Origin of the sequence: Thauera sp. WH-2, assembly GCF_048321015.1 — a bacterium.
Classification (GTDB): domain Bacteria; phylum Pseudomonadota; class Gammaproteobacteria; order Burkholderiales; family Rhodocyclaceae; genus Thauera.
The window spans coordinates 405590-417571 of record NZ_JBLWFG010000002.1; the positions used below are offsets into that span (position 1 = coordinate 405590).

The window sequence follows — 11982 nt, forward strand, 5'->3', positions numbered from 1 at the left end:
GCGGCCTCAGAACGCCATCGTCGTCGCCCCCGGCCTCAGCACCGTCGCGCCCTGACCGTGCGGTGTCGCGCGTTCGGCCCGGATCTCGTGCAGGCGCGGGAAGAACTCGAACAGCCGCGTATCGAGCGCATCCAGCGCCGCAGGCTGCCCGCACACAAACTGATAGCTCGCCACGAGGTCGGCATGGCCGCGCGCCTCTCCGGCATGCTCGTGCTCATGCTCGTGGTCGTGGCCGCGCGCTCCCTCCACCTCGCTCAGCCAGGGGGCCTCGATCTCCACCGTGCGCTGCACGCAGGCTGCCGCCTCGGGCAGCACGAACAGCCTCCCCCCTTCGCGCAAGCGCGCCGCGGCATCGGCCAGTGCCTGGCGCTGGGCAGCGGTCGTGGGGGCATGCTCGAAGCCCACCAGGTTATCCAGCGGCGTCAGGAACTCGAGCAGCAACTCCCCGCCCTCCAGCGCAGCGCTCAGCCGCGCCACGCCATGCTCATGCGCAGCGTGCTGCGCGCTAGCCGGCAAGGGCGTGGCCGCGACAATCACGCCCAAGCCGGCCAGCGCCGGGAGAACATTTCTCGAAAGCCAGGAATGGACAAGCATCAGCGAACAACCTCCGGAACAAGACCGACACGGCGTCGGTCGGGCGAGCGCCCGACTGCGACACAATCTAATGCTACAATGTTGCATCAAAAATCTGCTGCAGGCCAGCACCGCTGCTGACCGCCCTTTTCATGCCGGCCTACCGCCCTTCCACCCCACCCCCTCCGCCCCCCACGAGCGCCCGCGAGCTCATCACCGCACATGGCGGGCGGGTCACGCGTACCCGGGTCGCAGTCATCGACGTCCTGCTGGGTTCGCAACACCCGCTCTCACACGACGAGATCGCAGCAGCCCTTGACGGAGAGCACATCGAGCACGATCGTGTGACGCTCTATCGCGCACTGGAATGGCTGGTCGAGCAGGGCATCGCGCAACGCATCGCGAGCGGGGAGCGGGCCTGGCGCTTCGAGATCCGCCGCGGCGGAGAACACCGCCATGCCCATTTCCACTGCGAGCGCTGCGGGCAAATCCTGTGTCTCGAGGACGTTCCCACCCCTGCCAGTGCCCCGCTGCCGCCGGGCTTCGCGGTCGAACGTGCCGAACTCGTGCTGCATGGCGCGTGCGCAGCCTGCGGCCGCCATGCGCAGAAGGGCGAACAGTGATGAAGCCCGTACCCACGGTTTCGGCTGCACCCGCCCGCTCGCGGCAAGCGCGTAGCGCACGCAGTTTCCCGGCGCGAAGCCTGCTTGGCGCCGGCCTGCCCGCCCGCCTGGTGCTGGTTGCCGCGGCGTTGGTGTTGCTGTGGCTGACCATCTTGTGGGCGCTGGGCTGAAATGCACGCCGCCGCCATGGTCGTCCTCGACAACCTCACCCTCGGATACGATCGCCACCCTGCGGTCCATCACCTGTCGGCGGAAATTCCCGCCGGCAGCCTGCTCGCCGTGATCGGTCCCAACGGCGCCGGAAAATCCACCCTGCTCAAGGGGATCGCCGGAGAACTGCGCCCCATCGGCGGACGCATCGTACTGTCTGCATTGCCTGCGGCCGGGGTGGCCTACATGCCCCAGCGCGGAGAGATCGACCACAGTTTTCCAGTTTCGGTGTTCGACGTCGTCGCCATGGGCCTGTGGCATGAGATCGGCGCCTTTGGGGGGCTCTCGCGGCGCCAGCGTGCGCGCGTGGGCGAAGCCCTCGGCGCGGTTGGGCTCGCCGGCTTCGAGGCCCGCCCGATCGGCTCGCTCTCGGGCGGACAGCTTCAGCGCGCCCGCTTTGCCCGCCTGATGTTGCAGGACGCTCCGCTGATTCTGCTCGACGAACCCTTCGCCGCCATCGACAGTCGCACCGTCGATGATCTGGTGGCGCTGATCCTCGGCTGGCACCGTGAAGGCCGCACCATCCTCACCGTGGTGCATGACCTGGAACAGGTGCGCCGCCACTTCCCGCACGCGTTGCTGCTGTCACGGGAGCCGGTCGCCTACGGCCCCACGGCCGCGGTGCTCACCCCCGAGTTGCTCGGGCGCGCCCGGCGCCTGTCCGAAGCCTTCGACGAGGACGCACCCGAGTGCCACATCGAGACCCCGCTCGAACCATCACTCGCTGGCGGAACGGAAGCGCACGCCCCCCCTGTCCAGCCATCCCACAAACACGGGGACGGACACGTGCACCATCACCACTGACCGTCGGCCCCGTGCCCACCCCATCGCCTCTCACCTCCTGCAAAAAGCGCCACCCGAGTGTTCGATTTCCTCATCGCCCCTTTCACCGAGTTCGCCTTCATGCGCCGCGCGCTCGCCGGCTGTCTCGCGCTCGCGCTCGGCGCCACACCGGTCGGCGTATTCCTGCTGCTGCGCCGCATGAGCCTGATGGGCGACGCCATGAGCCACGCGATCCTGCCGGGCGCCGCGCTCGGCTACCTCGCCTTCGGCCTGTCGCTGGGTGCGATGACAGTGGGGGGCATCGTTGCCGGCCTGGTGGTCGTCTTCGCCGCCGGTCTGGTGACGCGCGCCTCGGTGCTCAAGGAAGACGCCAGCCTCGCCGCCTTCTACCTGCTCTCACTCGCGGCCGGGGTGATGATCGTGTCGCTGCGCGGGCGCAATCTGGACCTGCTGCATGTGCTGTTCGGCTCGGTGCTGGCGCTCGACGATGCCTCGCTGCTGCTGATCGCCGGCATCGCCAGCGTCACCCTGCTGAGCCTCGCCGTGCTGTTCCGCCCGCTGGTCATGGAGTGCTTCGACCCCGCCTTCCTGCGCGGCGTGAGCCGCTGGTCGCCGGTGGCGCACTACGGCTTCCTGATGCTGGTGGTGGTGAACCTGGTGAGCGGCTTCCACGCCCTGGGCACGCTGATGGCGGTAGGCATCATGATCCTGCCCTCGGCCGCCGCGCGCCTGTGGGCGAAGGGTCTGCCGATGCTGCTGCTGCTCGCTGTGCTGTTCGCGTTCGGCAGTGGCATCGCCGGCCTGCTGTTCTCCTTTCATGCCGACGTACCGGCGGGCCCAGCGATCGTGCTCATGTGCGGGCTGGTCTATTTTGCCTCGCTCATCGCCGCACCGGGTGGCCTGCTCGCCGGCCGGTTGCCGGTGCGCCACCACCTCGAATCCTGACTTCCCAACCCTGAGCCCAAATGACCATGAAACGGAACTCGTCGATCGCCCGCATCCGCCGCAGCCTTCATGCGCTCGCAGCCTCATTCGCCCTGCTCGCCGGCAGCGCCCATGCGCAGCCGGTGAATGTGGTCGCCAGTTTCAGCATCCTCGGCGATCTCGTCGGCCAGGTGGGCGGTGAACGTGTGAAGGTGCGCACACTGATCGGCGCCGACGAGGACGCGCACGCCTTTCAGCCCCGGCCCTCGGATGCACGCGACATCGGCAGCGCCACGCTGGTCGTCGTGAATGGTCTGGGTTTCGATGACTGGATGCTGCGACTGGCACATGCGGGCGGCTACAAGGGCACGGTGACCATTGCCAGCAAGGGCATCACCACGCTCGAGATGGACAAGGATCATGACCACCACGGTCATGACCACGACCATGGCCACGAGCCCGCTGAAGCCGGAAACAAGGCCGGCACGAAGGCGGTGGATCCGCATGCCTGGCAGGACGTGGGCAACGTGCGCCGCTACGTCGCCAACATTGCCGACGCGCTGAGCCAGGTCGATCCCGAGGGCGCTGACCGCTACCGCACCAACGCCGAGCGTTACGATGCCGAGCTGAAGGCGCTGGACGCGGAGATCCGCACAGCCTTCGAGGCCATGCCCGTGGAACGACGCAAGGTGGTCACCTCGCATGCAGCTTTCGCCTATTTCGGCCGCGCCTACGGGCTGCAGTTCCTGTCGCCGGTGGGCGTGTCCAATAACGCGGAGCCTACCGCGCAGGGCGTCGCCCGCCTGATCCGCCAGCTCAAGGCCGAGAAGGTGCCCGCAGTGTTCATCGAGAACGTGGCCGACCCGCGCCTGATCGAGCGCATCCGGAGCGAAAGCGGTGCGCGCGTGGGCGGCACACTGTACTCCGACGCCCTGTCCGCGACGGACGGGCCTGCAGCCAGCTACGTGCAGATGATGCGCGCCAACCTCGCCACGCTGCGCGACGCGCTGCACGCAAAGGACTGAAGGCGGACGCGCCCCAGACAGCTCCGGACGAAAAGGAGGCGAAGGCGCCGACGGGCGTAGCGCGCCTTCGGGCCAAGGCGTGGGCTCGGCGCCCGCATCAGGCGGTAAAAAGGAGCCCCGGCTGCAGACTCAACGGCTCGAGGCAGCCAGCATCGCACCCGCGCCCACGAACAAGCCACCGAAGATGCGGTTCTGCATGCGCAGCAGGCGCGGGTTGCGAAGCAGCGGACGAAAGCGGGTAGCGAGCAGCGCATAGAGCGACATCACGATCACGTCCACTCCGACCATGGTCGCGCCGATGACCGCGAACTGCGGCCACTGGGGCAGATCGGGCACGATGAACTGTGGCACCAGCGCGGCGATGAAGACGATCGCCTTGGGGTTGGTCAGGTTCACCAGCACCCCCTGGGCGTAGAGCTGGCGGCGGGAATGCGCGCGCACCTCACCCTCGCCGATGGGTTCCGGCGCGGCGCGCCATTTCTGTACGCCCAGCCAGACCAGGTAGCCCGCACCGACGAACTTGATCACCGTGAAGGCCACCTCCGAGGTCGCCAGCACCGCGCCCAGGCCGAGCGCGACCACGCCCAGTTGCAGCAGCAGCGCCAGCTCCAGCCCGGCGATGCTGCGCAACGCGGCGCCGAAGCCGTAGCGCAGACCGGTGGACATGGACAGCACCGCGCCCGGCCCGGGCGAAACCGCGATCACGATCGATGCGACCAGGAAGGCCAGCCACAGATTCCAGCTCATCACACCCTCCTCAGGCAAACAGGCTGTGCAACATCTTCGCGCACAGCAGCATCAGCACCCCGGCGAACACCTTCTTCAGCGTCGCCACCGGCAGGCGATGGGCGAGCCGGGCTCCCAGCGGCGCGAAGAACATGCTCACCGCCGACACCAGCACCAGCGCCGGCAGGTAGATGAAACCCAGTGTCAGCGCGGGCGTACCGGGCGCGCCCCAGCCATTGATCAGGTAGCCCAGCGTGCCCGCCAGCGCGATCGGCAAGCCGATCGCCGCGGACGTGCCGATCGCATTCTGCATCTTCACGTTGCACCAGGCCATGAAGGGCACCGACAGCGAACCGCCACCGATCGCCACCAGCGCGGACACCCCGCCGATTCCCAGGCCGGCTGCAGTCATCCCCGCTGTACCGGGCAGGTCACGCGAAGGCTTGGGTTTGATGTTCAGCAGCATCTGCACCGACACGTAGGCCATGAAGCAGGCAAAGAAGATCGCCAGCGGCACGGTGTCGGCGCGCGCGGCGATGAAAGTGGCGCCAAAGGTGCCGGCGAGAATGCCGGGCGTGATCGCGCGCACGATGTCCCAGCGCACCGCGCCATGGGCGTGATGGGCGCGCAGGCTGGACACCGAGGTCAGCACGATAGCCGCCATCGAGGTACCCAGCGCCAGATGAACGACCTGGTCCTGCGGGAAACCCTGGGCAATGAAGAAGGTGGTCAGCATCGGCACCATGATGCCGCCGCCGCCCACGCCGAGCAGACCTGCGAAAAAACCCACCGCTGCGCCCAGCACGGGGTAGGCGAGCCACCAGATGTCGAATCCCATGGACACTCTTCCAGCGCACGCCAGCCACGATCACCGCACACGGCAGGCAGGGCATGCACCACGTTAACGGGGAAAGGCGCGGCTTTCACCGCGCCTTTCCGATTGGCCCCCCGCCTGTGCCGTCTCCGCCGGGCATCCTGAACCATGGGTTCAGGGAGGTCGCGTCCCTTCCGCTTCAGGATCACCCGGCGAGGGGCGTTCACACCAGCGGCATCGATGGTCGGCGACCGAGTCTCTCGACTATTGGTTCAAGGAATCTACGACTTCGACGAACACTGCAGGGGATTGATCTTACCGCCTGGAAAAGCGCTCAGAAGAGCTTTTCCTGCGGTGCCAGCACGCCGTCCAGGCGCGCTTTCATGAGTCCGATTCTACGCTTCATGCCCGGCATGTCAAACCCGTTGCCACGCTGATGCTGGAGAAATTCGTGGGCAATGTTGAGCGCAGTCATGACCGCGAGTTTCTCCCCCGAAGCGTGCGTCTTCTCACCGAGTTCGCGGAACTTTTCGTCCAGGAACGCGACGGTGGCGAGCAGATCTTCGCGCGTCTCGGGCGTGCAGGAGATACGGTACTCCTTGCCCAGCAGCGTCATGTCGAGGTGGTCGGCAGACATCGCGTCAACCCTCCGGCAGTTTGTGGAGCAGGCTCTCGAGCCGGTCCGCGGCCAGGCGGACCTTGTCTGCGAGCGTGCGGTTGTCGGCCTCCAGCCTGCCGACGCGCGTGCGCAGGTCGGCATTGTCGGCCTTCAGGCGTTCGTGCTGGCTGATCAGTTGCTCTAGCTGGGCTTCGAGTTGGGCGAATTCGGTATCCATGGCGTCGATGGTAGTGAGCGGCCCATGACGGGTCAATCAGCGCTGCACCTGAGTGACATCACGCACTGCGCCGGTGTCTGCCGAGGTGGTGAGTGCCGCGTAGGCCTGCAGCGCAGCCGAAACCACGCGCTCGCGCTTGACGGGCCTCCAGGCAGCGCGCCCCCTTGCCTCCATCGCAGCGCGACGGCGGGCGAGTTCGGTGTCCGGAACCGCGAGGTGGATGCGCCGGTTCGGGATGTCGATCTCGATCGTGTCACCATCCTCGACCAGCGCGATCGCACCGCCGCAGGCTGCTTCGGGCGAGGCGTGGCCGATCGACAGGCCCGATGTGCCACCCGAGAAGCGGCCATCGGTGAGCAACGCGCACTGCGCACCCAGGCCACGGCTTTTCAGGTAGGAGGTCGGGTACAGCATCTCCTGCATGCCGGGGCCGCCCTTGGGGCCTTCGTAGCGGATCACCACCACGTCGCCGGCCTGCACCTGCTCGCCGAGAATGCCCTCGACCGCGTCTTCCTGGCTCTCGAACACCCGTGCCTTGCCGGTGAACTTCCAGATCGACTCGTCCACACCCGCGGTCTTCACGATGCAGCCCTTCTCGGCGATGTTGCCGTACAGCACGGCAAGACCACCATCGGCGGTAAAGGCATTGGCCTTGTCGCGGATCACGCCGGAGGTGCGGTCCATGTCGAGCTCGTTCCAGCGCCGGTCCTGAGAGAAGGCGACCTGGCTCGGCACGCCGCCGGGCGCCGCACGGAAGAGCGTGAACACCGAGTTTTCGTGTGCCTGCATGATGTCCCAGCGCGAAAGCGCCTCGGCCATGGTCTTGCTATGCACCGTCGGCACGTCGCGATGCAGCAGGCCTGCGCGGTCGAGCTCGCCCAGGATGCCCATGATGCCGCCCGCGCGATGCACGTCCTCGATGTGGACGTCGGCCACCGCGGGAGCAACCTTGCACAGGCAGGGCACGCGACGGCTGATGCGGTCGATGTCCTTCATGGTGAAGTCGACACCGGCTTCGTGCGCGGCGGCGAGCAGGTGCAGCACGGTGTTGGTCGAGCCGCCCATGGCCACATCCAGGCTGATCGCATTCTCGAACGCCTTGAAGCTGGCGATCGAGCGCGGCAGCGCCGAGGCGTCGTCCTTCTCGTACCAGCGGCGGGCCAGTTCGACGATGCGTCGCCCGGCCTCGCGGAACAGCTTCTCGCGGTCGGCGTGAGTGGCGAGCGTGGTGCCGTTGCCAGGCAGCGACAGGCCAAGCGCCTCGGTGAGGCAGTTCATGGAGTTGGCGGTGAACATGCCCGAGCACGAGCCACAGGTCGGGCATGCCGAGCGCTCGATGGCGTCGACCTCCTCATCCGAACAACTCTTGTCGGCCGCCTTGACCATGGCGTCGACCAGGTCGAGGGAGATGACCTTGGCCTCCCACTTGACCTTGCCCGCCTCCATCGGCCCACCGGAGACGAAGATCGCCGGAATGTTGAGACGCAGCGCGGCCATCAGCATGCCCGGGGTAATCTTGTCGCAGTTCGAGATGCACACCAGCGCGTCGGCGGTGTGCGCGTTGCACATGTACTCGACACTGTCGGCGATGAGCTCGCGCGAGGGCAGCGAGTACAGCATGCCGCCATGGCCCATGGCGATGCCGTCGTCCACCGCGATGGTATTGAACTCCTTGGCGACGCCCCCCGCAGCCTCGATCTCGCGCGCGACAAGCTGGCCGAGGTCCTTGAGGTGCACATGGCCAGGCACGAACTGGGTGAAGCTGTTGGCGATCGCGATGATCGGCTTGCTGAAATCCTCGTCCTTCATGCCAGTGGCACGCCACAGGGCGCGGGCGCCCGCCATGTTGCGGCCGGCGGTGGAGGTGCGGGAACGATACTGAGGCATGACGGCGCTCCGGAAGATCGGCGGTAAAGGTTGGGATTCTAACGCGCAGCACGAAGCATGCGTATCATCCGGAGCCTAGTCATCGCCAGGAGCGCACATGCAAGACCTGACCCCCGCAGAGGGTTTCGATCTGGACGCCGCCGAAATCCGCGTGCTTGGCGTACTGATCGAGAAGTCCTTCATCACGCCCGACGCCTATCCGCTGTCGATCAATGCCATCACCACCGGTGCCAACCAGCTCACCGCACGCGAGCCGGTCATGAGCCTCAGTGAGCCCGAGGTGCAGGCCGCGGTCGACAGCCTGATCGCGCGCCGTCTGGTATCGAAACGCGACCAGCAGAGCGCGCGGGTGGCGAAGTACGAGCATCTGATTCGCCTGCGCCATTCGCTGCCGCCGGCCGAGCAGGCGGTGCTGGCGATCCTGCTGCTGCGCGGCGCACAGACCGCCGGCGAACTGCGCCAGCGCTGCGAGCGCCTGCACCGCTTCGACGACGTCGCCGCGGTGGACGCGGTGCTCGAACATCTAGCGGAGAAATACCCGCCCCTGGCAGCCGCCCTGCCCCGCGCGCCGGGCACCAAGGAAACCCGCCATGTGCACCTGCTCGGCGGCGATGCCGCGGTGCAGGAGATGGCCGAGGCTCAAGCCGGCATCGCCGCCGCAGGGAGCGGACGAGGGCGGATCGCGGAACTGGAGGACGAGTTGCGACGTCTGCGCGAGGAGTTCGACGCGCTGCGCAACGAGTTTGCCGCATTCCGCAAGCAGTTCGACTGACCCCCTGCCCCACGCCGCCCCGCCCCGCCGAACACCATGCTGATCCATCCTCAGTTCGACCCTGTCGCCTTCTCCCTCGGTCCGCTCTCGGTGCGCTGGTACGGGTTGATGTACCTGATCGCATTCGTTCTCTTCGTCGTCCTCGGCCGCATCCACGCACGCCGCAGACCCGAGCTGGGCTGGGACGCGCAGAAGATCGACGACCTGCTGATGTACGGTGTGATCGGGGTGATCATCGGCGGGCGCCTGGGCGAGGTACTGTTCTTCCAGCCCGCCTACTACCTGCTGCACCCGGCGGAGATTCTTGCGGTCTGGAAGGGCGGCATGAGCTTCCATGGCGGCTTTCTCGGCGTGCTGGTGGCGATGTGGCTGTACGGCCGCAAGCACGGCAAGGGTTTCTGGCAGGTCACCGATTTCATCGCGCCACTGGTGCCGACCGGGCTCGCCGCGGGCCGCATCGGCAACTTCATCAACGGCGAACTGTGGGGCCGGCCAGTGGGAGCCGAACTGCCCTGGGCGATGGTTTTCCCCTGGGTGGACGCGGCCCCGCGCCACCCTTCGCAGCTCTACCAGGCCGCAGGCGAGGGCTTGCTGCTGTTCGTGTTGCTGTGGTTATACGCGGCCAGTCCGCGACCGCTTCGTGCCGTCTCCGCGGCATTCCTGGCTGGCTACGGCAGCCTGCGCTTCATCGCAGAGTTCTTTCGCACGCCCGATCCCGGCATCTTCGGCACGCTGTCGCTGGGGCTGTCCACCGCGCAATGGCTGTGCGTACCGATGATCGCCGTCGGGCTCATGATGCTCGCGGCGTCTGCGCGCCAACGCTGAGGGCGCGCGCACCAAGGCGCGATCAGAGCATCCGGGCCAAGCTTCGGGTCATCTCGACGAGATCGTCCAGGCTCCCTACCGACTCGGCGCCCAAACTGCGCGCCGCTGCCGCAGCCGTGGATTGCGATGAAGGCACCACCGCGACAACGCAGCTTCCGGGCGCCATGCGCTTGAGCAGGCCGACGAAGCGCGCCGGCTCGTCAGCTGCGGTGCGGCAGTCGAGCACGACCAGATCGGGGCGCAGCTTGAAGTAAGCCTGCAGGGCGCGGCTTTCGGTGAAGCAGCGCTCGACGACCTCCGCGCCGGGCGGCGGAACCGAGCGCAGCCGCAACTCGGCCGCATCAGCCGCAGCCTGATCCGGAACCAGCAGCAACACCCGCAAAGGAAGCTGATTATCGTGCACGCTCAAGCCTGCAGCCGATCGGATCGGCGGGACGGATATCGAAGGAGGTCAGGCAGCCTGGAAGGCTGGCGGGGTGAGCTTTCAACGACCGCGTGAATTTCGCACGACAGCCGAAAATTGCCAGCGTAATTGCTACCCAATCTGGGATAGCATGGTAACAGAATATCTACCATGAATCGGACAGGAGGCCGCATGACGGGCTCGAGACTGGTTTCGCGCGGGTTGAGCATGATGCGCGAATTCGTCGCCAATGCCGCTCATTTCGGCAAGCCGCCGGAAGCGGGCGACCTCGAACGCATCCGTGCGCAACTGCAGGAGTGCGCCGAAGGACGCGGGGGCGAAGTTTCCACCCGGCAACGCGCCGGAAGGCTCGCAGAAACCTACCTGCATCTGGACGACGCGGGACGGCACGCTTTCCTGCGCCTCATCGCACACGAATTCGGCCCCGACCCGAGACAGGTTTCGGAGGCACACGAGGCCTATCAGGCCGCGGTGGGCACGGCAGAGCAATGGGACGCCGAAGCACGCCTGCGCGCGGCGATGCGTTCGCGCAGGCTGCGCATCCTGACCCAGTTCAACGCCATCCCGCAGGGCGTCAAGTTCCTCGTGGACCTGCGTGCCGACCTGCTGCGCTTCGTCGCGCAGGACCCGTCGCTGAAGCCGCTCGACCGCGAACTCGAAGCCCGCCTGTCGGCGTGGTTCGATGTGGGCTTCCTCGAATTGCAGCGCATCACCTGGCTATCGCCGGCCGCGCTGCTCGAAAAGCTCGTCCAGTACGAGGCAGTACACGAGATCCGATCCTGGGATGATCTCAAGAACCGGCTCGACTCGGACCGACGCTGCTATGCCTTCTTCCACCCACGCATGCCGCTAGAACCGCTTATCTTCGTGCAGGTCGCATTGCTCGAGGAGCTGGCCGACAACGTCCAGCGCCTGCTGGACATCGAGGCGCCACTGGCCGACACCCGCCGGGCAACCACGGCGATCTTCTACTCCATCAGCGCGACCCAGCCCGGTCTGCGCGGCGTGAGTTTCGGCAATTTCCTGCTCAAGCGCGTCATCGACGACCTGAAACGGGATTTTCCGCGCCTGAAAACCTTCGCCACCCTGTCCCCGATCCCCGGGCTCGCACGCTGGGCGCAGCGCCATCCTGAAGAGATGGCCGAAGCATTCCTCCCGGCCGACAGGACCCGGCTTGCCGGGTTAGGCATCGCTTCGACCGACGACGCTGCACTTACCGCGGTGCTCGAAGGCAAACCCGATTGGCAGGCCGACGACAAGCTGCGTACGACCCTGCGCGAGCCACTACTGCGCCTGGCCGCGCGCTACCTGCTCGAAGCGCGGCGCGGCGACAAGCCGGTCGACGCGGTCGCGCGCTTTCATCTCGGCAACGGCGCCCGTGTCGAGCGCCTGAACTGGCTCGCCGACTGCTCCGCAAAGGGCTTGCAGCAGTCATGGGGAATCATGGTGAACTACCTCTACGACCCTGACAGCATCGAATCGAACCTTGAGCAGTTCGCCAGCGAAGGGTTGATCGCCGCATCGTCCACCGTACGCAAGCAGGCGCGCCGCTGAACGCGG

Annotated in this window: 15 protein-coding genes and 1 other RNA gene; 8 read left to right on the plus strand and 8 right to left on the minus strand. The window is 66.9% G+C overall.

Features of this window, described 5'->3' with window-relative positions:
* Positions 1 to 6: 6 nt before the first annotated feature.
* The gene (locus ACNKW1_RS06135) at positions 7 to 594 is read right to left on the minus strand and encodes a DUF2796 domain-containing protein (RefSeq protein ID WP_418363695.1); all 588 of its coding nucleotides are present in this window, start codon (positions 592 to 594) and stop codon (positions 7 to 9) included.
* A 131-nt stretch (positions 595 to 725) separates the two neighbouring features.
* On the opposite strand from ACNKW1_RS06135, the gene ACNKW1_RS06140 reads away from it, so the two are divergent.
* Genes ACNKW1_RS06140 through ACNKW1_RS06160 form a run of 5 tightly spaced genes read left to right on the plus strand, consistent with a single transcriptional unit; the run spans position 726 to position 4138 of the window.
* Positions 726 to 1196, plus strand: coding sequence for a Fur family transcriptional regulator (locus ACNKW1_RS06140; RefSeq protein ID WP_418363696.1), 471 nt, complete (start codon positions 726 to 728; stop codon positions 1194 to 1196).
* Complete coding sequence (locus tag ACNKW1_RS06145; RefSeq protein ID WP_418363697.1) at positions 1196 to 1366, plus strand: hypothetical protein; 171 nt, start codon at positions 1196 to 1198, stop codon at positions 1364 to 1366. The genes ACNKW1_RS06140 and ACNKW1_RS06145 overlap by 1 nt, the downstream gene beginning before the upstream one ends.
* 1 nt (position 1367) lies before the next feature.
* Positions 1368 to 2210, plus strand: a complete 843-nt coding sequence (locus ACNKW1_RS06150; RefSeq protein ID WP_418363698.1) for a metal ABC transporter ATP-binding protein — start codon at positions 1368 to 1370, stop codon at positions 2208 to 2210.
* Positions 2211 to 2267: 57 nt separating this feature from the next.
* Positions 2268 to 3134 (plus strand): metal ABC transporter permease, encoded by an 867-nt coding sequence (locus ACNKW1_RS06155; RefSeq protein ID WP_418363699.1) that lies wholly within the window; start codon positions 2268 to 2270, stop codon positions 3132 to 3134.
* Between the two features lie 20 nt (positions 3135 to 3154).
* Positions 3155 to 4138 (plus strand): metal ABC transporter solute-binding protein, Zn/Mn family, encoded by a 984-nt coding sequence (locus tag ACNKW1_RS06160; protein WP_418363700.1) that lies wholly within the window; start codon positions 3155 to 3157, stop codon positions 4136 to 4138.
* A 129-nt stretch (positions 4139 to 4267) separates the two neighbouring features.
* Here ACNKW1_RS06160 and rhtB read toward each other — a convergent pair whose 3' ends face one another.
* From rhtB to ilvD, 6 genes are all read right to left on the minus strand, one after another.
* Positions 4268 to 4885, minus strand: coding sequence for a homoserine/homoserine lactone efflux protein (gene rhtB, locus ACNKW1_RS06165; protein WP_418363701.1), 618 nt, complete (start codon positions 4883 to 4885; stop codon positions 4268 to 4270).
* Between the two features lie 10 nt (positions 4886 to 4895).
* The gene (locus ACNKW1_RS06170; protein ID WP_418363702.1) at positions 4896 to 5702 is read right to left on the minus strand and encodes a sulfite exporter TauE/SafE family protein; all 807 of its coding nucleotides are present in this window, start codon (positions 5700 to 5702) and stop codon (positions 4896 to 4898) included.
* A 103-nt stretch (positions 5703 to 5805) separates the two neighbouring features.
* Positions 5806 to 5989: non-coding RNA, 6S RNA (gene ssrS / locus ACNKW1_RS06175), on the minus strand.
* Positions 5990 to 6012: 23 nt separating this feature from the next.
* On the minus strand, positions 6013 to 6315 hold the full coding sequence (locus ACNKW1_RS06180; protein ID WP_418363703.1) for a cell division protein ZapA: 303 nt from the start codon (positions 6313 to 6315) through the stop codon (positions 6013 to 6015).
* A 4-nt stretch (positions 6316 to 6319) separates the two neighbouring features.
* Positions 6320 to 6514: a hypothetical protein gene (locus ACNKW1_RS06185; RefSeq protein ID WP_418363704.1), complete on the minus strand. Its 195-nt coding sequence runs from the start codon at positions 6512 to 6514 to the stop codon at positions 6320 to 6322.
* A gap of 36 nt (positions 6515 to 6550) precedes the next feature.
* Positions 6551 to 8401, minus strand: coding sequence for a dihydroxy-acid dehydratase (gene ilvD, locus ACNKW1_RS06190; RefSeq protein WP_418363705.1), 1851 nt, complete (start codon positions 8399 to 8401; stop codon positions 6551 to 6553).
* Positions 8402 to 8498: 97 nt separating this feature from the next.
* Between ilvD and ACNKW1_RS06195 the strand changes: the two genes are divergently transcribed.
* Entirely contained in the window at positions 8499 to 9173 is a 675-nt protein-coding gene (locus ACNKW1_RS06195; protein WP_418363706.1) for a YceH family protein, read from the plus strand.
* 36 nt (positions 9174 to 9209) lie between these two features.
* A complete protein-coding gene (gene lgt, locus ACNKW1_RS06200) occupies positions 9210 to 9998 on the plus strand; it encodes a prolipoprotein diacylglyceryl transferase (RefSeq protein WP_418363707.1) in 789 nt (262 codons plus the stop codon).
* Between the two features lie 22 nt (positions 9999 to 10020).
* Here lgt and ACNKW1_RS06205 read toward each other — a convergent pair whose 3' ends face one another.
* Positions 10021 to 10407, minus strand: coding sequence for a two-component system response regulator (locus tag ACNKW1_RS06205; protein ID WP_418363708.1), 387 nt, complete (start codon positions 10405 to 10407; stop codon positions 10021 to 10023).
* Positions 10408 to 10593: 186 nt separating this feature from the next.
* Here ACNKW1_RS06205 and ACNKW1_RS06210 point away from each other — a divergent pair, with 186 nt between their 5' ends.
* A complete protein-coding gene (locus ACNKW1_RS06210) occupies positions 10594 to 11976 on the plus strand; it encodes a malonyl-CoA decarboxylase (RefSeq protein ID WP_418363709.1) in 1383 nt (460 codons plus the stop codon).
* Positions 11977 to 11982 lie beyond the last annotated feature (6 nt).

Excerpts from the sequence above, each read along its gene's own strand:
- ACNKW1_RS06135 (WP_418363695.1), bottom strand. The coding sequence starts at position 594 with ATGCTTGTCCATTCCTGGCTTTCGAGAAATGTTCTCCCGGCGCTGGCC.
- ACNKW1_RS06140 (WP_418363696.1), top strand. The coding sequence starts at position 726 with ATGCCGGCCTACCGCCCTTCCACCCCACCCCCTCCGCCCCCCACGAGC.
- ACNKW1_RS06145 (WP_418363697.1), top strand. The coding sequence starts at position 1,196 with ATGAAGCCCGTACCCACGGTTTCGGCTGCACCCGCCCGCTCGCGGCAA.
- ACNKW1_RS06150 (WP_418363698.1), top strand. The coding sequence starts at position 1,368 with ATGCACGCCGCCGCCATGGTCGTCCTCGACAACCTCACCCTCGGATAC.
- ACNKW1_RS06160 (WP_418363700.1), top strand. The coding sequence starts at position 3,155 with ATGACCATGAAACGGAACTCGTCGATCGCCCGCATCCGCCGCAGCCTT.
- rhtB (WP_418363701.1), bottom strand. The coding sequence starts at position 4,885 with ATGAGCTGGAATCTGTGGCTGGCCTTCCTGGTCGCATCGATCGTGATC.
- ACNKW1_RS06170 (WP_418363702.1), bottom strand. The coding sequence starts at position 5,702 with ATGGGATTCGACATCTGGTGGCTCGCCTACCCCGTGCTGGGCGCAGCG.
- ACNKW1_RS06180 (WP_418363703.1), bottom strand. The coding sequence starts at position 6,315 with ATGTCTGCCGACCACCTCGACATGACGCTGCTGGGCAAGGAGTACCGT.
- ACNKW1_RS06185 (WP_418363704.1), bottom strand. The coding sequence starts at position 6,514 with ATGGATACCGAATTCGCCCAACTCGAAGCCCAGCTAGAGCAACTGATC.
- ilvD (WP_418363705.1), bottom strand. The coding sequence starts at position 8,401 with ATGCCTCAGTATCGTTCCCGCACCTCCACCGCCGGCCGCAACATGGCG.
- ACNKW1_RS06195 (WP_418363706.1), top strand. The coding sequence starts at position 8,499 with ATGCAAGACCTGACCCCCGCAGAGGGTTTCGATCTGGACGCCGCCGAA.
- lgt (WP_418363707.1), top strand. The coding sequence starts at position 9,210 with ATGCTGATCCATCCTCAGTTCGACCCTGTCGCCTTCTCCCTCGGTCCG.
- ACNKW1_RS06210 (WP_418363709.1), top strand. The coding sequence starts at position 10,594 with ATGACGGGCTCGAGACTGGTTTCGCGCGGGTTGAGCATGATGCGCGAA.